Here is an 18,480-nt window from a genome sequence, read left to right on the forward strand (position 1 = left end):
TAAATCTTTATAAGTCGTCATTTCACTCAAATAGCGTACCGCGATGTCTTGTTTCATAGCTGATGTAATAGTATTCACCATCGCACCTCCTGTTTTTGATTATGACCAAAAACAAGGGTCCACTTCAAAGGCCGGTCTCCGGGGTCTCACCTAGGCTCTTCACCCCACGGGAGTCTCGCAGTTTCCAGGCCCACCTTTCCGTATTAGGGGGATCGGAAACATGTCGAACGTGGCTCACTACACGTTCAAGCATCTGGGCTTAAAATCCCCAAACACAAGTTCAAATAACTTAAAGAAGAAAAGCCTGTGATTGTCATTTAGACAAGGCGGGCTTTTTTATGGTTAGTGGTGATTTATTTGTGTGGCGTATAGGGAGAAGTATGATCCGATGGCTTGGATCCAGTTTCCGATGCTTTCGAGTGTTTGTGCGTTTTGGCCTTTTAGTTCTTTTCCTTCTGCGAGGGCTTGGAGGCTGTTGCCGATCATTTGGAGGAGGTCTCCGTATATAATATAGAGATTGAGTAGGGTTTGTTCTTCTGAAAGAGCTTCTGCAAGGGAGGTTCCGCTTCCTAGAGCTTGGAGCAGGTTTCCTTTGATGAGGAGGGAGAGCCTTGTTTGTTCTTCTACAGGCAAGAGCAATCCGCTTACAACGGTTGAGTTCCCGGTAGCTTGGATCATGTTCCCAAGCTTGTTGAGTGTGAACGCGTCTTCTGTATCGGCGAGGAATGCGCTTCCTGTGCCTTGAAGGACATTTCCAACAACGTCGAGATCCTTTGAAAGGGTGGAAGGGAGAGACAGGGAAGGGGTGTTGCCTAGTGCTGCTAAAGTTGTTCCAATGGCAACGACCCATGCTCCGAATGTTTCCCTCTCCATGCCCCTCACCCCTTTTGTAGTAGTGTAAACAGGAGGGAGGTATGGTGTGACAGAAATGTTTGTAATCTATGCAACTATGTAAAAAGGGGCGATTTTATCAAGCTAGTAACTGGATAAATGAAGAAAAAAGGAGTTGACTTTCTATAGGAGATTTCGTATTATAATAATTGTCTGAAACAATTGTAAAATTACATATTTCCCAGGATTCCGTAGCTCAGCTGGGAGAGCGCCACCTTGACAGGGTGGAGGTCGCTGGTTCGAGCCCAGTCGGAATCATACGTGAAATCCCTAGAGCCTGAATGGTTCTGGGGATTTTCTTTTTGTGAAATAAGGAAGAAGCACTAGAACCGTCCCAGCGCTTCTTTCCAAAATTTATTCTTCTAATGTGTATTCACCAAAAATATATGCCCATTTACAAAAACACTTTCAAATTCTTCAATGGAGAAAGATGCTTTCTCTTCTGCTCCAAGCAAAAATCTAAATTGGATACTATCCATATCAATTAGGTGGATATGAACTGCATCGATATTGAAAATGGTCACCCCATTTACTCTAACTTGATCTTCACCACTTATTTCTACCCCACTAAACCCTTTGAGATCGTTAAATGTATAAGTTCCTTTTTTCGTTATATTCATTCTTTCACCTCAGTAAAATTTATAATATTTCCTTCTAGGAAACAAACAAGTTCAACCTAAAGATAATTCGGTTGCCTCTTTTGAGATTTCATTCTCTAAAAAATGTACAAAGCTATCCATAGTATCACGTTCGTTAAAAGTGAAATTTTTTTGATGGCTATGCGTATTCACATTTATTGATAGTTCATTTCCTATAATTCTAGCATTGACCTCTCCAAAAACCTCCAATTTATCGATTTCCTCATCCCGATAGTCTAAATTATTATGTGACTTTAGAGAATCGATGTTATATGAGTCTTTTATAATGCTATTCACCTTTTTTATTTGCCTTTTAGTAGCTTCTTCATCGCGGTAATAATATTTTAAAACGAAACGTTTTGCGCTAAATGAGATAGCTTCTTCTGCAACTATAAAGCTGTCTTTTCTATTCACTGCAATATCCAGTATAGATTTTATGGATTCATATCTTTGCAATAATTTAGTATTCATGCTTTCGCTCCTTTTATTACACAATTAATAATATGTTTTTATTTCAAATGCGATAAAAACCCATATTATGTATATTTCGGCATTCTTCTTTATCTTCCTCCTATAAGTTACTGGTGGGTAATTATTTGGTTGGAAGCGCAGGTACGATTCCTGCGTGGACTATACCCTGAATAATGGGCATCAATAACTTGGAATGTTATTTAGGTTTTTTGTGTCATAAGCAAATAAACCCGTTTGTACGAGGTATTAGACAAAGAAATTTATAATGGTGAACAAAATATTTTACCTAGTCTAGAGACAGCTATATAGAAAGAGTTTGTAAAGTCGAGGGGGGAGCACAGGGGATGGCTCCTATGCTTCTTTGATTTATAGTTCTACTTTTCAAGAAGAGCATAGAAATAGGGATATATATTTTTGTTCTACCTGATTGATATTAAAGATTCAGTATAATGTGAGATAGTAAGATAAAATGATTAGATACGAAAATATGGAAGCACCAGAAGAACCGTCCCCGCGCTTCCTGAGAAAGAAGGTCCTCCTAAGCCTGAGGACAGAAAACTTTACCGTCTCAAAACTGGGACCTTTGCTAATGCTACAGATTTATCTAACTCCAAAGCTAAGCTGCTTGATGATTATAGTTGGGCGGTACTTTCGAAGGTAAGAATACAGCAGAATACTACGCTGATAAGTTGTGCGATGAATATGGATGGACAGTTTACGTCGTGCCAGCAAACGAAAAATGAACAAAGACCCTCTGCCTCTATAGGTGGGGGGGATATTTTTTTACATAAAATAATAAAGTCTATCAAATTATGTTGAAGATTCATGTGGTAATTAGTATAATTTGGAATCATTATAGAGATTTTTATCTTTAATCTTGTTATAATACACATTAATTAGTAGTCTTTTGTAAATTAAAATCGTATTTTGCATATAATATTAGTGTAGGCATCTATAATTCTACTTCTGCAAAGGTGAGATTAAGATTGAGATATAAATTGTACTTAGATGATTCTGGACAACTTCATCCGAATTATCCACATGCGGATCATTTCATATATGGTGGTTTATTAGTAACTGAAAGCAACTTTCATGGTGTGAATGCCTCTTATAAGAATTTAGTAAAACAAATTAAGCGAGAAAAGGGGATTGAAGGAGAGTTAAAAACTTCTTCCATGAGTCTTGGAACCAGGAAAAGGCTATTGAAAAAATTAAGAACATACACATGTAATCAAGTATTTGTTACTGTAAAGGTTCCAGACCTTATTAGAATTGATTTCGAAAAGAAGAAAGATGTCGTGAGATACAAAAATTATATTTTGCGCAGATTAGTTGATAAGCTTATAAATCAAAAGATCATCCCTAAATCTTGTAGTTGTTTAGAAGTTAATATTGATAACCAAAACGTAGCACACTCAGCTCTAGATTCTTTAGAAGATCATTTAACTAATTTTTTTAATGAAGATAATTATTATCAAATTCATAAAAATTATAATACAACAAGCTTCCAAACTGATTTTGCTGTTAACTATAAAGACAGCGAAACGAATTATTTAATTCAAGCAGCTGATTTACTGGCTAATACAAAACTACACATGTTAGAACACGAAATGGACTTAAAGAGATTCTTAAAAGAAAATTATACGGCAGTAAGGTTACCATAGGTGTGGGAATTTTTTCTTGTTAAATTATGTATGTTTTTACCTTTACAGAGTAAAATATATATTGTATTATATGTTTACAGCGTTAGTAAACGACTGTCTGACTCATGGAACAGCTATAAAATAGTAAGAGTGCTGTTTTGTGCTCCTGTCCATGAGGCACTTTAAAGCTAAAGTGTTTAACATATAATACAAGTGAGCCAAAGATCCTTATGTATAACATAAGGATCTTTTTTTATGCAAAAATTGAAAGAGAATATCCTAGCGAGTGAAGAAAGCTCTATCCATTAGGTATTCGATGTCGTTTTGTTTATGTTCTTCAGTATAGCGGGGTCATTCGAAACCCTTTTGGCTATTTCATTAATACCAGCTTTTAACGTAGGGTTTCCATTAGAATCATCGAAAAACTTTTCATTAGCCTTACAAATTCAATGTATTCTTGTACAGTAACTTGAGTCAAATACTTACTATTCTCCCTCTTTCTACAATTCCTTACATTCTTCTCGAAACTAAAAATAACCTTCAATATTATGTAAATGTGCAGAAATTAAAAAACTGTGTTTATCTTTGTATCTATCATGGTTATAATAAGAACATGTGTTCGTGTTATTATTATAGAAGGGATGATCATGGAAGGAATGCTGGTGAACGCGAAACAAGATCGAGAAACACTTGAAATGATATACTTATCAAAAGATGGTCGACTTTCTCAAAGGAAGGTGAGGATCATACGAGTAGGTGCTTCATTTATCCTGGCTTATTGTTATCACTGTAAAAATTTAAGGAAGTTCAATCGGAGCAGTATTCTTTTAATTGGTCCTCTCCGTAACAAGGTGGGTTAAAATGAATGACGATCGATTAAGAGACAGGGGGACCATTAAGTGGACTTCACTAATGCTTCCGGAGCATGTAGAAATGTTAAAAGAAGTGTGGAAAGAAGATGAGCGTGTAGAGAAGGGGATGCTTGCTGAGGATCAAGCTGTAGAGATTGATTTCAAACTTCAGCGGGCATTAACGGATAGTCTGACAGTTTGAATAAAACATTATGATGGGTTTAATTTTAGCTTTGCTACTGTTAAGATCACGGGTATTGACAGTATGAACAAACAACTAAAAGGGATGAATACAAATAGTAATGATAGTTTCCTGATTAGATTACTTGATATTGTGGTTATTTCGATATTGTGAGAAGTAAATTCAAGGGATGTAAAAAAGGTTTTAATGTAGAAAAAATAGGTAATTTGTGATAAATTGAAGACATGGAAAAGCCCTCTTTCTACAAAAAGAGGGCTTTTGAGGCATTCCAGTCTTATAACCTAGTTGAATCATAACATTTTTTTTACTATGATTCTAGGCTGCTGCCTTTAAAATTAAATAGAAAGGCAGGAATCTTATTGCATATTATAGAAAATGTTCCCGTAACTTATATAAGAAAGCTTGCAATGCAAAATAAGATAAAGCATCGCTCAAGAGATATAGAAGATGTAGAACAAGATTTAATAGACGAAGGGCATGAAAGTAAACTAAGATACCTTGAATCTCAATTTGCTTTTGCAGGCTCTAATCTGACTTTGATTAAAACCGAAAAAGAGTTCCCCCATACTTCAAATACCTCTGCGAACTTTATAAAAACCTTGATTAAAAACGGTTATGTGAAAGGTTCGCAGATAGGTACTGAGTGGGAACCAAGATTAAAACCTGAGATACAGATATGCTCTGTAGTTCAAGACGAGAATGATGTTTATATTAAGTTGGTGGAGGAAAAGAAGACAGTAAGAAAGAGAGGGTATTCCAATAACGTAGAAGGATATGCCTCACACACACCAATAGTTATACACTTCAATGATCAAGTCATAGAACTAAGGTGTGCTTATAATGATCGTAACAAGTATGCCGAGTTCCTTATGAAGATAATGGGCTTTGGTACCCCGCCATACAAGTGGTTTCCATTATCTAAGGTAACTAAAGAAGATGCTGTGAAAATTTCAAAAAAGCTTTCTGCTGGGTTAAAGAGTACAGAGATAGCTATACCATCTTCTGTGGGGCAGTTAAGGTTTACTGGTAAGAATAAGATAGACCTAAGAAGTGATCAAACTTACGAGAAGCTCATATCAGCTATTGAAAATGACGTTGGTCTACCTACAAATGATACAATGGATGAGATTTGTGAGTTCACTTTTACTGACCCTGTTGTAGGTATTGAAATTCCGGCTAGTTTTGAAATAAACTTAAAGAATGGTGGTTTTAAATTCAAAAATAAAACGCCGGAAATTATTTATGAACAGGTAATAGAAGCATTCATTTTTGTCCATTATATTGATAAAGATAAAAGCGGTAGTACTCCAGCATCAAGCGAATAAAATTTTCTAAGGAGGGTTGTTATGTCAGTTTCATATACAGAAATTAATGAGATTTTATCAAGATGGGCTGCTAATGACCCCCCTATAGAAGATTTTACTGTTGAAAACGTTTTAAGCACATTGAATATCAGTAATGATCGGTATGAGGACGTTCTTAGATTTTTAATGAATAAAGAAGGTTTTGAACTTGTGCCATTAAAAATGCTTCTTTGTCCAGAGAATCACAAGGGCAAAACATTTCATTTGAATGACCCGATCAATGAAGAAGAAATATATGACTGCTGGTGTGGAGAAGAAGATTACTATAACCCTGACAATGTAGTATTGGTTTTCAATTTTACTGATGACTTTAAGTCAGATGCGCTAAAAAAAAAGATGAATATAAGAAGACCCATGAAGGTTGGATGATTGAAGATCCCATTTGCTCGGAAGTGAAAACCTTAAATGATTTGAAACAGATGGGCTACTTCGCTGAGCATAGTAAAGGGGTGTTTGTGTATATGGATAACAGGAAAATGGGAGACGTAACTGGCAACACTATCAATGGTAACGCAGTCTTTCAAAGTGATAATGTTACACAAGTTAATATACATGAGAACGAGAGTTTGAAGAATGCCTTGGATGAGTTACAGGTCGAGCTTAGCAAGATATCGAACGAGGAAACGAAAGATGAAGCTGAAATGTTTTATGATATGTTAAAAAACAATATTGAGAATAATAACGAGTCGAAAGTGAAAGTTTGTCTCAAAAAGCTGCAACCGTTAGTAGCAAACACATCTTCACTAATGACTATAGCAAGTTTCTTTGGTCTTAGCATACCTGGTTTAGGTTAGATAGAAGGTCCTTTAAAAGGGCCTTTTTTATTTTGAGTTAAGCTACTAAAGGGTAATAGTTGTTGACGAATTGTTGACGAATTGTTGACCAAACTCGTCAACAAAGAGCATGATTGATCCTATCAGGTCTGATTAGGATCGGATAAAAACCTGATCTGAAGCCATTTAAAAGTATTTTATCTTGTTCATTCCTATTGTGTTAGCCACCTTGACAGGGTGGAGGTCGCTGGTTCGAGCCCAGTCGGAATTATAAGTTAAATCCCTAGAGCCTGAATGGTTCTGGGGATTTTCTTTTGTGAAATAAGGAAGCGCTAGAAACGTCCCAGGGCTTCCTTCAATTGCGTATTAAATTGCTTAACTAGTTAGCCCATTCTGGATTGCTTGAGGTAATAAAACGTTGTATTATACTTCAATGAGAATATAGCATTGACCTACAATGGTATGAACGAGGCTACATATTTTTGTGTTTTGGAAGGATATGCTAAATAATTGTTGAAAATTGAAGAAGTACAAAGCGGTTCCTTTCCTTTTCTGTCTAATAAATGATCGAGGTACTTTCCGAGCTATAATAGGATATAGTTTTAAAAGACTTTAAAGTAACAAACATAAGAAAGCAGAAGACTCTCCCTATGTCCTTTACATAATTGTAAAAAAATAGAAGGTGATAAAGGTATCTTTGTTGAAATCTATAATAATGGGGGACGTTTTTTATACACATAAAGTTATTAAGGGAGAGTTTTAAATGATTATAACAGTAGCAGATATGCTAAAAGATTTAAGGGATAAAGAAGAAGAAGCTATTAAAGAATTTCAAGAAGATGTAACTAATATAGAACACCCTACAATTATAGGTGATATGTATGAAGGGATTGCTGAAAAATTATTAAACAAATCAATATTTGAAGGGTTAGACTTAAGGGTGGTTTCTGGTCAAATTGTTAATGAAAATAACGAGAAAAGTGCCCAAGTTGATTGTATGATTGTTGAAGGTGAAGGAAAAAATATACCAAACACAGACCATTGGATATATAATATTTCACAAGTATTAGCAGTTATTGAAGTGAAAAAAAACTTATATAAAGCTGATTTAGTTGACTCTTACAATAAAATGGCTAGAATAGCAGAGATTTTCACGCCAAAAGAAATGTCAGTAAATGAATTTAGGCTATTTAGCGATACTTTTAGATCCGCTGTAGGGATGGATGTTCCTGACAATAATGAGTTACATAATTATAGTTTTGATATACAGATGATGTACCATACTCTTTTAATGGAAACAGTGATGCCACTTAGAATTGTGTTTGGTTTTTATGGGTATAAAGATATGAACAGTTTACGGAATGGTTTTACCAAAATGCTGGAGGCTAATGTAAGTGAAGACTTAGAGCATAGAGCTAAAGGGTTTGGGCCAAATAGTTTTCCTAGTTTAGTTTTTACTAATAACAGTTCACTATTAAAACTAAACGGAATACCATACAATACTGTAATGGGGGAAGATGGGTATTGGGATATTTGTACAAGTTCTGTCCATAACCCTTTACTTCATTTTTTGGAAATGCTTTGGACTAAATTAAGCTATAAGCATGGTATTACTTCTGATATCTTTGGAGAGGACTTAGATATAGAAGGGTTATACAGATATTTGAGATGCAGAGCTATTGAACGTAAAGGGTATAAGGGGTGGGAATATAAATATATTGAAGTACCAGAGGATTTGGAAATTGAACCTTTTTATAAATCTTGGGAACCCCATGAGCTCAATGAAGCCGAACATTTATTAGTAACATGGTTATGTAATGGAGAAGTCATGAACACTAATAGTGGCATGTTTGAAGATATACTTCAAAGGTATAACTTAGACGAGCATGAATTACTAAAGGGGTTAAAGGAAAAAAAGCTTGTATATAAAGACGATAATAATAATTTAGAATTGTTAACTGATGAATGTGCAGTAATTATAAAAGATGGGAAGCTTTACGCAGGAGAAAACAGGGATGGAAAAATGGTGAAATGGAGCTTGAGATAGAAATTTATCTGTGTAGTAAGCTGGAAACGGGAACGGTAAAAAAATATATTCATTTTATTGAAGCGTCGAACACTTACATCAAAATAGATATGCAAAAATGCAAATCAACTATATACAGTAGATAATTTGTTTCTTTGTCTTATAATTAATCAAAAACAGACTTGCTTAGAGTAGTAAAAATATAACTCGTTGTTCTATCTTGCTAATCTAAAAAGGTTTACTACAATGGGAGTAAATATTTTTTTAATACTTTAGGAACGAAATTTAGTAAGCACTAGAACCGTCCGGTACCAGTGAAAAAGTACTTGTTTTACTAAAGTGCTATGCCCTTAGCTCAAAATAGAGATATACAAAGAAGCAAACCATCTCCATATGCAGTAGGTGATTTGCTTCTTCATTATGATTATTTGACTTTTTCACTGGTCTCGGACGGTTCCAGTGCTTCTTTTCTTATAATTGATCAAAGACAGACTTTCTAAGAAAAGTACAAAATACAGCTCTTGTGTTATTTGATGATTGAAGTAGGTTTACTGCCCTGGTGAAATGTAAAGTGAAAATGTTTTTGAGGTGGAAATAAGTAAGCACTAGAACCGTCCCCATGCATCGTTTGGTACATTACTTTTAAAGGAGCTGTATTTAAGGATGGAGGAAAATAGATTTTTAAAATTAATCGGTGGTAAAACCTTTTTTTACATAGTAGCTTTCTTTCTTCTTGTTGGAATAACCATTTATATATACACTAAAATTTCATTTATCTTTTATCCACTAACGGTCATTTTATCTACTATAGTACCTCCAATAATCCTGGCATTCATAGCCTACTATTTATTTAATCCAATTGTAGATTTGCTCGAGAGATTACGGATTAAAAGAATTTGGGGAGTCATCATTCTTATTCTAGGTTTTAGTGGTGCTTTGACTGGACTGATCTTGTTAACTGCTCCATCTATCGAAGCGCAGATTAAGGATTTAGTTCAAACCTTCCCTGATTATCTAAAACAGCTAGGAGATGCGATGACTCAATGGGTACAAAGTTCATTTTTAGGTCCATATTATGATGATGGTTATAACTGGGTAATGGAAAGGTTAAGTGAATTGCCACAATTAATTGGAACGTATATTTCTAATGGTTTTCAAGGGGTACAGAATGTTGCTAGTACGATTACAACTACGATTGTGTCCATTGTAACCTTTCCGTTTATCTTATTTTTCTTATTAAAGGATGGTAAAAGGTTTCGACGTTTTATTATTAAATTATTTCCACCGAAATTTAGAGATGATACGAAACAGATCTTAACTAATATTGATATTCAAGTTGGGTCCTATATCCAAGGGCAAATTATTGTCGCTACTGTAATTGGAATTCTATTATTCATTGGTTACCTGATCATCGGTCTTGATTATGCATTCACATTAGCCATTATCGCTGCAGTAACAAGTGTTGTCCCTTATTTAGGGCCAACAATAGCGATTATTCCAGCTGCTATCATAGCAATTGTTAGCTCCCCATTTATGTTTATAAAGCTAGTAATAGTATGGATCGCCGTCCAATTTTTAGAAGGGAATTTCGTTTCTCCGAATATAATGGGTAGAACTATGAAAATTCATCCATTAACAATCATCCTTGTTTTAATGGTTGCGGGTAATTTATTTGGTGTGGTCGGTGTGATTCTTGGTATTCCAGGCTACGCAATCGTAAAGGTAATTGGTTCTTATCTTTTCTATAAGTTTAAGCAACGATATAACGAGTACTACGGGGAAGACCGGGGATATTATGAGATGGAAGAGTAATTATGGTTTTAAGTAGAAGCACAGGGACGGGTCCTGTGCTTCTTTGCCTTAAAATTAATGATGATAGACTTCTAAAAACAAGTACCACGGGGATAGGTACCATGGCACAAAAGTTACTGATCAAGTGAAATCGCCCCTATGGTTTTCAAGTTGCTTTCTGTAAATAGAAACCACTAAAGCCGTCCCTACACTTCAAAGTAGAAGGCAGGTATAGAGTGATCGTACCAGCCGGGGGGGTGGTACGATTTGAATGGATACTGTTTAATATAGTAGTAAGTATTTTTTCATCATTTGGAATGAATGGGGAGGGGTGGTTAAATGAGAGAATATATTTACATATTGAAGCTGATTCCTCGATTACATGAAGAGGAAAATTGGACGGAAATGGATGAAAGTCTTGTTCGTGACCATTTTGTTAGACTGAAAGAGTACTGTGACGAAGGGAAAGTCATCACTGCTGGTAAGACAGACAGAGAAGATGAGAAAGGCTTTGGAATTGTGGTTTTTAAGGAAGAGAATGACGAAAAGGCAGAAGAATTCATGAAGGAAGACCCTGCTGTTAAACATGGAATCATGACAGCAGAAGTTTTCTCTTACAGGACAGCTCTTCGAAGTGAAAAGTAATTGACCATGCTAATAATCTTGTTATCCCCTATACACTTCTAATGGTATTTTCATAATCCACCATCTAAAAATTTTATTGGAAACCAAACCAACTAGTGGTAAAATACTCTTCGTTATTATATAGGGGGTAATTAGTTTGAAGAGAAGTTTTTTATACTTATCGATTTGCTTACTAACGGTATTAGTAGCGTGTAGTTCAGCTGAAGGAACATCTACTAAAAGTTCATTAGAGGATACAGAGGAAGTTGAGGCGAACGAAAAAGAAAACAATCAAGCGTCTGAAGAAGATGCTGAATCGAACGAGGAAGATCGTGCTCTAGAAGAGGAAGAAACAACAGCCGTTGAAGAAGAAGGCACGCTTGAGGAAGAAGAAACAACATCCGTTAAAGAGGAAGATACTCCAGTAGAAGAAAACACCTCATCGGTTAAAGATGATTCAAATGTAGATAGTGGTTCATCTGAAGGGAGTATAGGTCAGGATGGACAAAGATTCACCTCGATTGATCAGGTGAAGACAGAAATTCAGTATGCAGGGATAGGGAAAAACGATACGTTAGAAGATTTAACTTTCGAAAATGGTAGAATCGTGGCTGTTATTAATTTAGCCCCACATGAACTATTCTCAGCACAAGACATAGCGGTAAATAGATACAGCCAACTCTCTGACCATCTGCTAGAGTTTGAAGGTTGGGATGTCTTGACCATTGAATATAAGTACGTTGGAAAAGTAAGTTTCACGAGATCTCAGTCAGAAAGTAGTGAGTACGGCGATTACTTTCCAACTTTAGAAATTGAGAGGCAAATCACAGGAGAATAAAACATCCTTAGGGGGTGCTTTATTACGTTTTGAGAGGGAAGAACCAGAACCGTTCCTGCGCTTCAAGATGCTTTAGAAATGAAGATAAGGGCAGCTAGAGCCACCCTTGTGCTTCCTGAAGGAGAGAAAATAATGATTATACATATGATGAGCAAATCAGAATGGACAATCGTCCAAGATGAGGGCCTATATCGACCAGATAGTTTAGAGAGTGAAGGTTTCATCCATTGTGCTACACCAGAGCAAACGGTGTATGTAGCCAATACATTTTTCAAAGGGCAAAGTGGGCTCGTCTTGCTCGTTATCGATCCTCACAAAGTCCAAGCGGATCTTGTGTATGAAGATTTAATTGCTGCAGGCACTCTTTTTCCACACATCTATGGCCCTCTTAATTTAGATGCGGTAACGAAAGTTGTTTCATTTGAACCGAATGAACAAGGGGAGTTTATACGACCGACAGAAATATAATCCGAGAGAGGGATTTCGAATGGGGAGGCATGTGTGATAGGTGCCCCTCCTCTTGTTAGATAAGGTCTTTGAATGATTTTGCTAACAAAATGCTAACTGTTTGAGTAATGGAAAGGTTTCACAATCGTTTGTTCAACGATTGTGAAGCCTTTTTTCGTTGTTAATCTCTATACTTTAGTTAAAACGTTCGAAGGTGTTGGAAATTAATCTTTTATTAAGGTGAGATTCATCGCAAATTTAGATCTCCAATTTATACTAAAAGCATGAAGGGATTATAAGGAGGTAACGGAATGTGGGCAATATGTTTATAGGAGTTAAAAGGGTTTATAAAGGGTGATAGGTCGATCGTAGTTTTAAAGGAGGGAGAACATGAAAGTAATCATCGTACTTCTTGAAGTTATATTTGTAAGTGGGTGTATATCATTAATTGCTTCTAGGTTTGTATTAGAATCCTTATCTGATTGGAGATTGCCAATTACTATAGTAACTGTCGTTGCATTCGTACTTTCTTGGCTATTAAAGAAGAGTAGTCAGGTAACAGAGAGGGCATAGATTAATCGGGAGTGAGCACGGGGACGGTTTTATGCTTCTTTGTTCTATCGTGCTGCTTACTATACTGGAGGGTTAAGAAACGAAATTTAGGAAGCACTAGAAACGTCCTCGTGTTTTAAAAACGATAATTAAAATACTTCTTAACAAACTCTTCCATAGAACCACTAATATAATCTAGCTCAGTATCTAAGAAATATAAGTAGGCGATGCGTTGTTTTTGATCAGACATCCCAATCATCCCGAAACGTTTAGGGTATGCGATCTTGCTATTTTTCTCGACGTTAAACGTGTAGCTATTCACCTTGAATTTCTCTTCTGGTACCCCGTACTTTTCCTCTCCATCTGAAGTGAATGCAAGAACAGGTTCTTCTAGGAAATCAACGGCCTCTTTTACTCTTTTCTTCTCGGATTTATAAGTATCTTCGTCGTATTCTACAACGAGAGAAATCGATTCAGATTGATAGAATAGCATATTGTTCTTCGAATACGTGTACTCAACGTCCTCGTACTCAGGCAACTTACTAAGACTCGGCATAAAGCTTGATGCCTCTGAATCAATTGAAGTACCGCTGTTTAAATATTCATCGAGATCCGTACTCGTCTCCCCGCACCCTGTTATAAGTAAAAGCAGGATAAGTCCTACCATCATAAGATAAATACGTCTCAACACATTCCCTCCCCACACATCTTAAATTCCTAAAATTTCAATACAAAATTATCGTAACATATAGGTGAGCCGATTAGTTAAAAATTGGTTATGTAGTATGTGAATGAGTGAATAAATTGCATGGATGAATGTGGTGGAGTGTTAGGGTAGAGTGATGCTATTCTTGGATAGAGTTTCCATATTACGACTCTCTCTTTAACAATTTTATTCCATAAAATACTTCTGTAAGGTTGTGAGAGTTATTAAATTGATGTAAGTATTGCTTTTTTTATTACTTTAGCTCGATAACCCACTATCTATCCAATAGAAGATTTCAGTTAAGTTATACATAATAATGAGGGTGGTAACTAGCAGCACTACTGTACTGATATATTGTTTTGAACCCTTTATAAAGATAAACTCCATAATTGCCTGGAAGCCAAATAAGAAAGTTATGTAGGTCATAAAGTAAAGTTTAGTAATCATGGTTGAATCTTTCTTAATTACAAACCACAGAGTAGTTACAAAAATTAAAAGAATCACACCTCGGCCAAAGCGATCAATGTTCTTGCCAGATGTCTCCGACAGTTTAACCTTTTCAACTCTAAGGATCTTATTTGTTATTTTCTCCACCATGAAAACCAAGATGGATAACACAAGTAAAAGCGCTATAAAATTCATTGAATCTCTCCTTAGTAAGTCTAAACCTTTCTATTAAGTAATTAGGACAATAAATGCTTCCAAATTATCTCATTACTTCTGGTGAAAGTGAACCCTCCGGGATAAAATCGTTAACATGCACTGATGTAAGGGGGGAAGCTCCGTGTTATCTCTCAAAGCTAAGGTCCTTTTGATCCTATAGAGTCAAATCTTTCTGTTAAAAAACGTCCTATTCCGAATGATTTCCTATATATGTTATCATGAAGGAAACAGCCGGAGGTGATCCTATGAACGGTATTGTATTATTCGACGGAGAATGCAATTTCTGTGACCAGAGCGTTCAATTTATTATTAAACGAGATCCACAAGGGTATTTCTCTTTTGCCTCGTTGCAGAGTGAGGTAGGGCAGGATCTGTTGAAGAAATACGAGATCCCGGCTGATACGGATAGTTTCGTTCTGATCGAAGACGGTCGTGCTTACACGAAATCTTCAGCGGGCTTACGTGTATGCAAGCATTTGAAAGGTGCGTGGAAAGCACTTCGCTTGTTTGCGATCGTTCCTAAATTTGTGCGGGATGCTGCTTATGAGATATTCGCCAAGAACCGGTACAAGTGGTTTGGTAAGAAAGACAGTTGCATGCTGCCGTCGAAGGATATACGGAAGCGGTTTTTATAAAGAAAGAGGGAGAACCTCTTTCTTTATTTACATATGAAAATCGTGGAGGTGTCTGGCTTCAAGAAGTGGATGTGTATTCTCTTTATAGTGGTTACTCTAGTAGTTAGCGGATGTCGTTCAACTGAAGAGGAAATCGTATACAAAGGAAAATCTGAGCATTGGAAGATACAATATATAAGTGCTCTTACTGAAAGAGGGAGAGAATCTAAGGTGATCATTGAATTTATAGGCTCTTCAACCCCCCAAAAAACGTTTTACTATGATGTGGGAAGATTCAGTGGTTCCGCACCTTACAATCTGGTAGATAACAATCAAGTTATCATTGGGCCTGGTATTTGTGACCATTGCGAGGTATTGGTGCAAGAGGAAGAAAAAGTTGGACACATCAAATGGGAAAACACTAGTGAAAAAATAAAGTTAACAGTTAAATAAGTTTAACAAGCTCTGGAGGACGCCTGTTAAGTGAGTTGCTAAGTACAGCATCTTAATAGGGGTTCTTTTCTATTTGTATAGGAGGTTATGTGGAGTGTTTACATTTAAGAGTTTGAGGGACAATGAACCTGTCCCCCTGGCCCATGTGACTCGTGTTAGGGGGCTGACGCAAACTTATTTCCTAACCGAAATACTGCACTTGTGTTCATACTCGTAACCTCGTTGTAATACGCTTCGAGTGTATCGTATTCTCCGTATCGATTTGAGGTGGCAAGTAGCTTTTCGAAATCATTCAAGACCCGTTGGAAATATTCTTTAGACTCTTGGTCTTGATCAAGGGTGTAGCTTCCATCACTTAAGCGGTCAGATTCCTGGATAATAAGGAAAGCATCCTCAATAAAATCGAGCTTTCCTTCATATTCCTTAAAGGTATTGATTTTCCTCAAATCAATGTAAGGGCCAAGCTCTGACATTTTACTGTTTAGTTTATTCGCGCTTTGGACGATATCTCTTATGGATTCTGTACGCACTTCTCCGGAATCTAAGCTGTTTCTGAGAGCCTGAACAATTTGATCCGTTTCATAGTGGATGATGCCATTACTTATTTGAACATAATGTTCATGAAACGTCACGGCCTCATTAATTTTGATGCTAGCCGCAATAAGGCAGAAGAGTAGAACTAACATAAGTAAAATTTTATAGGGCTTTTTCAAATAAACCACCTCTTGTAGAAAATAACATGGTGAAATTTTACCATAAATAGGTAGTTTGGGTAATGGGGAATGTAAGGGTCTTATGATATAAAAAACTAGCCAGTCCAAAAGACTGGCTAGTTTTTATGGCTTATATATATCGTTGATGGCGTTAACTAACATTAACTCCCAAACGTATTCCCGCCATTCACATTCATATTCTGTCCAGTCACAAATGAAGCATCGTCGCTGCACAAGAAGTTGACCATTCCGGCGATATCCTCTGGTTTACCTAACCGTTTCAAGGGTACTTGGTTAATATAACCACTTGCACTCTCTTCGGTAACATTACCGTGGCGTTCGACTGGGGTGAATCCAGGGTGTACAGCATTTACCGTGATCCCGTATTCACCAAGTTCATTTGCCCACGAGCGTGTCATGCCAATCACAGATGATTTGGCAGTAACATAGTTGGAGAAGTGACTATTGCCTAAACCAACAACTTCACTACCAATGTTTATAATTCGTCCCCATTGATTCTCTTTCATTCCATTCATCACTTGCTTCGTTAAAATCAGAGGTGATTTAACGGAAAAATGGAGCTGATCGAGATAGTCTTGCCAGGTTACATCTTCTAACGATTTTTCAGGTTGAGGACCTGTTGCGTTATTGACTAGAATATCGACCGCTTGGCCATATTCTTTCTCTACATTTTGGATAAGCTCCTCAACTTCTTGTTCATCTGTTATATCTGCCTGCAGCATAATAGCTTCTCCGCCGTTTGTCTTTATATCGTGAACGACACGCTCTGCATTAGTAGCATTACTATTGTAGTTAATCACAACTTTCGCACCATTTGCAGCAAGCTTTTCAACAATGCACTTTCCTAATCCTTTGGAACTTCCTGTAACTAATGCGACTTTACCGTTAAGATTCACTTAATCATCATCCTTTCTAGTCTGACTATGTCGGTTTGAATTCAACCAGCCAATACGTTGATAGAAACCTAAATGAACTATAAAACTGTACTGAAATTCTCCATACACAACATACCCTTAGTGACCCCTGTAGAAACGGATGCTTACTTAATCAATTCTTCTAATCTTGAGCGTTTGGAATACATACCATGAGCAACACAAACATACACTTGTTATGCTTGTTTAATTTTAGGGAGGGAAAATAATGAATCGATATACACGTAACAAAAGCTTAATAGGTTTCATTTTTATGAGTGTATTCGTATTTCTGTTTATAGGGGCAACAGGTGCTGTTGCTGATGAGAAAGAATGGAAAGAAAGCGGAGAGGTCGTTCCGGTGGATAAGGTCTGGAACATCACGTTCAATACGTCCATTATGTATGATCAAGATAGCGGGGGGATTACTGTTCGCGATCAAAGTGGGACAAAGGTTGATGTGACAGTAAAGCAGAACGGTGAGGATAAGCTAGAAGTGTTACCTCCAGGAGAAGGATATACACCTGGTGAATCGTATGTGCTCCGCATTGCAGAGATCGCTTCAACTCAAAAGGTAAAAATGACAGACAACATTACAATGACCTTCACAATAGAAGAATCCTCTTCAAACGATAAACAGGCTTATATTGACTTAGTTGAATCCACCAATTCTACCATTCGGAATATACTCGTAAGCGGGTGGGACGAGGAAACCTTATCATCAGGTGACTTCTCTGACATAAAAGGAGATCTTGAGAAGGTTGCTACCGATCGCTTTATTCAAGATACATTAAAGCCTTACTTTGAGCTAGAGATGTGCTATCCCTGTGATTCGTCTATGTTCCCTTTTAGCATAGCATCTGATCTCTATTTTGAAGTGATCAAAGCTACAAAAGATGAACGGGTCTTACAAACAGCAGAATTATCAGATGAGCTGTCTGAAGGTATGATTGTCACCTATACATTTAAGAATGAAGACGGTAAATGGCTGTTAGATGATTACCAACAAGAAAGGTTCAGTGGAGATGGTCTTGACACTAATGTTGATACCGCTCAAGCCTATTTGGAGGGGATGTATCAAGATCCTAATTATGGTTATGAAGATGTAGAGGTAGTGTATAAAGAGAATGGAACAGAAGAGAAGTATGATTGGTATACCAACAAGAGCTATGATCGTACTTATTATTTATTTCAGATAAATACGGATAAGGGAGATTTTAAGAGAAAGTTCTTTCCTTATGATGGGTATATCGGATATTTGGAGGATGGGGATTGAAACTTCGACATG

22 protein-coding genes and 1 tRNA gene are annotated in these 18,480 nt (G+C 36.6%); 16 read left to right on the forward strand and 7 right to left on the reverse strand.

Annotation, left to right across the window (positions count from 1 at the left end; translation table 11 throughout):
- Positions 1–342: 342 nt before the first annotated feature.
- Positions 343–873 carry a DUF6944 family repetitive protein gene (locus tag IEW76_RS09995; RefSeq protein ID WP_188653400.1) on the reverse strand — a complete coding sequence of 177 codons (531 nt, stop codon included), beginning with the start codon at positions 871–873 and terminating at the stop codon, positions 343–345.
- Positions 874–1,076: 203 nt separating this feature from the next.
- Here IEW76_RS09995 and IEW76_RS10000 point away from each other — a divergent pair.
- Positions 1,077–1,149, forward strand: a tRNA-Val gene (locus tag IEW76_RS10000).
- 104 nt (positions 1,150–1,253) lie between these two features.
- On the opposite strand, the gene IEW76_RS10005 is transcribed toward IEW76_RS10000, so the two are convergent.
- Together IEW76_RS10005 and IEW76_RS10010 are read right to left on the reverse strand one after the other, a co-directional pair.
- Positions 1,254–1,511, reverse strand: coding sequence for a hypothetical protein (locus IEW76_RS10005; RefSeq protein WP_188653402.1), 258 nt, complete (start codon positions 1,509–1,511; stop codon positions 1,254–1,256).
- A 51-nt stretch (positions 1,512–1,562) separates the two neighbouring features.
- Complete coding sequence (locus IEW76_RS10010) at positions 1,563–2,000, reverse strand: hypothetical protein (protein ID WP_188653403.1); 438 nt, start codon at positions 1,998–2,000, stop codon at positions 1,563–1,565.
- A 986-nt stretch (positions 2,001–2,986) separates the two neighbouring features.
- Here IEW76_RS10010 and IEW76_RS10015 point away from each other — a divergent pair.
- The 12 genes from IEW76_RS10015 (at position 2,987) to IEW76_RS10070 (ending at position 13,132) form a co-directional block, all read left to right on the forward strand.
- A complete protein-coding gene (locus IEW76_RS10015; protein WP_188653405.1) occupies positions 2,987–3,664 on the forward strand; it encodes a DUF3800 domain-containing protein in 678 nt (225 codons plus the stop codon).
- A gap of 626 nt (positions 3,665–4,290) precedes the next feature.
- Positions 4,291–4,503: a hypothetical protein gene (locus IEW76_RS10020; protein WP_188653407.1), complete on the forward strand. Its 213-nt coding sequence runs from the start codon at positions 4,291–4,293 to the stop codon at positions 4,501–4,503.
- 1 nt (position 4,504) lies between these two features.
- The gene (locus IEW76_RS10025) at positions 4,505–4,696 is read left to right on the forward strand and encodes a YolD-like family protein (protein ID WP_188653409.1); all 192 of its coding nucleotides are present in this window, start codon (positions 4,505–4,507) and stop codon (positions 4,694–4,696) included.
- 359 nt (positions 4,697–5,055) lie between these two features.
- Complete coding sequence (locus tag IEW76_RS10030) at positions 5,056–6,021, forward strand: hypothetical protein (RefSeq protein WP_188653411.1); 966 nt, start codon at positions 5,056–5,058, stop codon at positions 6,019–6,021.
- A gap of 21 nt (positions 6,022–6,042) precedes the next feature.
- Positions 6,043–6,429 carry a hypothetical protein gene (locus IEW76_RS10035; protein ID WP_188653413.1) on the forward strand — a complete coding sequence of 129 codons (387 nt, stop codon included), beginning with the start codon at positions 6,043–6,045 and terminating at the stop codon, positions 6,427–6,429.
- The gene (locus tag IEW76_RS10040) at positions 6,426–6,854 is read left to right on the forward strand and encodes a hypothetical protein (protein ID WP_188653415.1); all 429 of its coding nucleotides are present in this window, start codon (positions 6,426–6,428) and stop codon (positions 6,852–6,854) included. Before IEW76_RS10035 ends, IEW76_RS10040 begins: the two co-directional genes overlap by 4 nt.
- A 742-nt stretch (positions 6,855–7,596) precedes the next feature.
- Positions 7,597–8,880 (forward strand): DUF6602 domain-containing protein, encoded by a 1,284-nt coding sequence (locus IEW76_RS10045; protein WP_188653417.1) that lies wholly within the window; start codon positions 7,597–7,599, stop codon positions 8,878–8,880.
- A 642-nt stretch (positions 8,881–9,522) separates the two neighbouring features.
- Positions 9,523–10,671, forward strand: coding sequence for an AI-2E family transporter (locus IEW76_RS10050; RefSeq protein ID WP_188653419.1), 1,149 nt, complete (start codon positions 9,523–9,525; stop codon positions 10,669–10,671).
- 318 nt (positions 10,672–10,989) lie between these two features.
- Positions 10,990–11,295: a YciI family protein gene (locus tag IEW76_RS10055; RefSeq protein ID WP_188653421.1), complete on the forward strand. Its 306-nt coding sequence runs from the start codon at positions 10,990–10,992 to the stop codon at positions 11,293–11,295.
- A 136-nt stretch (positions 11,296–11,431) separates the two neighbouring features.
- Positions 11,432–12,112 carry a hypothetical protein gene (locus IEW76_RS10060; protein ID WP_188653423.1) on the forward strand — a complete coding sequence of 227 codons (681 nt, stop codon included), beginning with the start codon at positions 11,432–11,434 and terminating at the stop codon, positions 12,110–12,112.
- 132 nt (positions 12,113–12,244) lie between these two features.
- Positions 12,245–12,580: a DUF952 domain-containing protein gene (locus IEW76_RS10065; RefSeq protein ID WP_188653426.1), complete on the forward strand. Its 336-nt coding sequence runs from the start codon at positions 12,245–12,247 to the stop codon at positions 12,578–12,580.
- A gap of 369 nt (positions 12,581–12,949) precedes the next feature.
- Positions 12,950–13,132 (forward strand): hypothetical protein, encoded by a 183-nt coding sequence (locus IEW76_RS10070; protein WP_188653428.1) that lies wholly within the window; start codon positions 12,950–12,952, stop codon positions 13,130–13,132.
- Positions 13,133–13,247: 115 nt separating this feature from the next.
- Here the strand turns inward: IEW76_RS10070 and IEW76_RS10075 are convergent, their stop codons facing one another.
- Together IEW76_RS10075 and IEW76_RS10080 are read right to left on the reverse strand one after the other, a co-directional pair.
- Positions 13,248–13,799, reverse strand: a complete 552-nt coding sequence (locus IEW76_RS10075; protein WP_188653430.1) for a hypothetical protein — start codon at positions 13,797–13,799, stop codon at positions 13,248–13,250.
- Between the two features lie 276 nt (positions 13,800–14,075).
- Positions 14,076–14,459 carry a DUF4181 domain-containing protein gene (locus tag IEW76_RS10080; RefSeq protein ID WP_188653432.1) on the reverse strand — a complete coding sequence of 128 codons (384 nt, stop codon included), beginning with the start codon at positions 14,457–14,459 and terminating at the stop codon, positions 14,076–14,078.
- A 266-nt stretch (positions 14,460–14,725) separates the two neighbouring features.
- Between IEW76_RS10080 and IEW76_RS10085 the strand changes: the two genes are divergently transcribed.
- Positions 14,726–15,115 (forward strand): thiol-disulfide oxidoreductase DCC family protein, encoded by a 390-nt coding sequence (locus IEW76_RS10085; protein ID WP_188653434.1) that lies wholly within the window; start codon positions 14,726–14,728, stop codon positions 15,113–15,115.
- A 210-nt stretch (positions 15,116–15,325) separates the two neighbouring features.
- A complete protein-coding gene (locus IEW76_RS10090; protein ID WP_188653436.1) occupies positions 15,326–15,547 on the forward strand; it encodes a hypothetical protein in 222 nt (73 codons plus the stop codon).
- Positions 15,548–15,702: 155 nt separating this feature from the next.
- On the opposite strand, the gene IEW76_RS10095 is transcribed toward IEW76_RS10090, so the two are convergent.
- Entirely contained in the window at positions 15,703–16,260 is a 558-nt protein-coding gene (locus IEW76_RS10095) for a hypothetical protein (RefSeq protein ID WP_188653438.1), read from the reverse strand.
- Between the two features lie 161 nt (positions 16,261–16,421).
- Positions 16,422–17,177: an SDR family NAD(P)-dependent oxidoreductase gene (locus tag IEW76_RS10100; RefSeq protein WP_188653440.1), complete on the reverse strand. Its 756-nt coding sequence runs from the start codon at positions 17,175–17,177 to the stop codon at positions 16,422–16,424.
- A gap of 244 nt (positions 17,178–17,421) precedes the next feature.
- On the opposite strand from IEW76_RS10100, the gene IEW76_RS10105 reads away from it, so the two are divergent.
- A complete protein-coding gene (locus IEW76_RS10105; protein ID WP_188653442.1) occupies positions 17,422–18,468 on the forward strand; it encodes a hypothetical protein in 1,047 nt (348 codons plus the stop codon).
- Positions 18,469–18,480: the final 12 nt, after the last annotated feature.

The organism is Pontibacillus salipaludis (genome assembly GCF_014642405.1).
GTDB lineage: Bacteria > Bacillota > Bacilli > Bacillales > BH030062 > Pontibacillus > Pontibacillus salipaludis.

Bases quoted from the DNA above. Each gene is read 5' to 3' on its own strand.
- IEW76_RS09995 (WP_188653400.1), bottom strand. From the start codon at position 873: ATGGAGAGGGAAACATTCGGAGCATGGGTCGTTGCCATTGGAACAACT.
- IEW76_RS10005 (WP_188653402.1), bottom strand. From the start codon at position 1,511: ATGAATATAACGAAAAAAGGAACTTATACATTTAACGATCTCAAAGGG.
- IEW76_RS10010 (WP_188653403.1), bottom strand. From the start codon at position 2,000: ATGAATACTAAATTATTGCAAAGATATGAATCCATAAAATCTATACTG.
- IEW76_RS10020 (WP_188653407.1), top strand. From the start codon at position 4,291: ATGGAAGGAATGCTGGTGAACGCGAAACAAGATCGAGAAACACTTGAA.
- IEW76_RS10025 (WP_188653409.1), top strand. From the start codon at position 4,505: ATGAATGACGATCGATTAAGAGACAGGGGGACCATTAAGTGGACTTCA.
- IEW76_RS10035 (WP_188653413.1), top strand. From the start codon at position 6,043: ATGTCAGTTTCATATACAGAAATTAATGAGATTTTATCAAGATGGGCT.
- IEW76_RS10040 (WP_188653415.1), top strand. From the start codon at position 6,426: ATGATTGAAGATCCCATTTGCTCGGAAGTGAAAACCTTAAATGATTTG.
- IEW76_RS10045 (WP_188653417.1), top strand. From the start codon at position 7,597: ATGATTATAACAGTAGCAGATATGCTAAAAGATTTAAGGGATAAAGAA.
- IEW76_RS10050 (WP_188653419.1), top strand. From the start codon at position 9,523: ATGGAGGAAAATAGATTTTTAAAATTAATCGGTGGTAAAACCTTTTTT.
- IEW76_RS10055 (WP_188653421.1), top strand. From the start codon at position 10,990: ATGAGAGAATATATTTACATATTGAAGCTGATTCCTCGATTACATGAA.
- IEW76_RS10065 (WP_188653426.1), top strand. From the start codon at position 12,245: ATGATTATACATATGATGAGCAAATCAGAATGGACAATCGTCCAAGAT.
- IEW76_RS10070 (WP_188653428.1), top strand. From the start codon at position 12,950: ATGAAAGTAATCATCGTACTTCTTGAAGTTATATTTGTAAGTGGGTGT.
- IEW76_RS10080 (WP_188653432.1), bottom strand. From the start codon at position 14,459: ATGAATTTTATAGCGCTTTTACTTGTGTTATCCATCTTGGTTTTCATG.
- IEW76_RS10085 (WP_188653434.1), top strand. From the start codon at position 14,726: ATGAACGGTATTGTATTATTCGACGGAGAATGCAATTTCTGTGACCAG.
- IEW76_RS10105 (WP_188653442.1), top strand. From the start codon at position 17,422: ATGAATCGATATACACGTAACAAAAGCTTAATAGGTTTCATTTTTATG.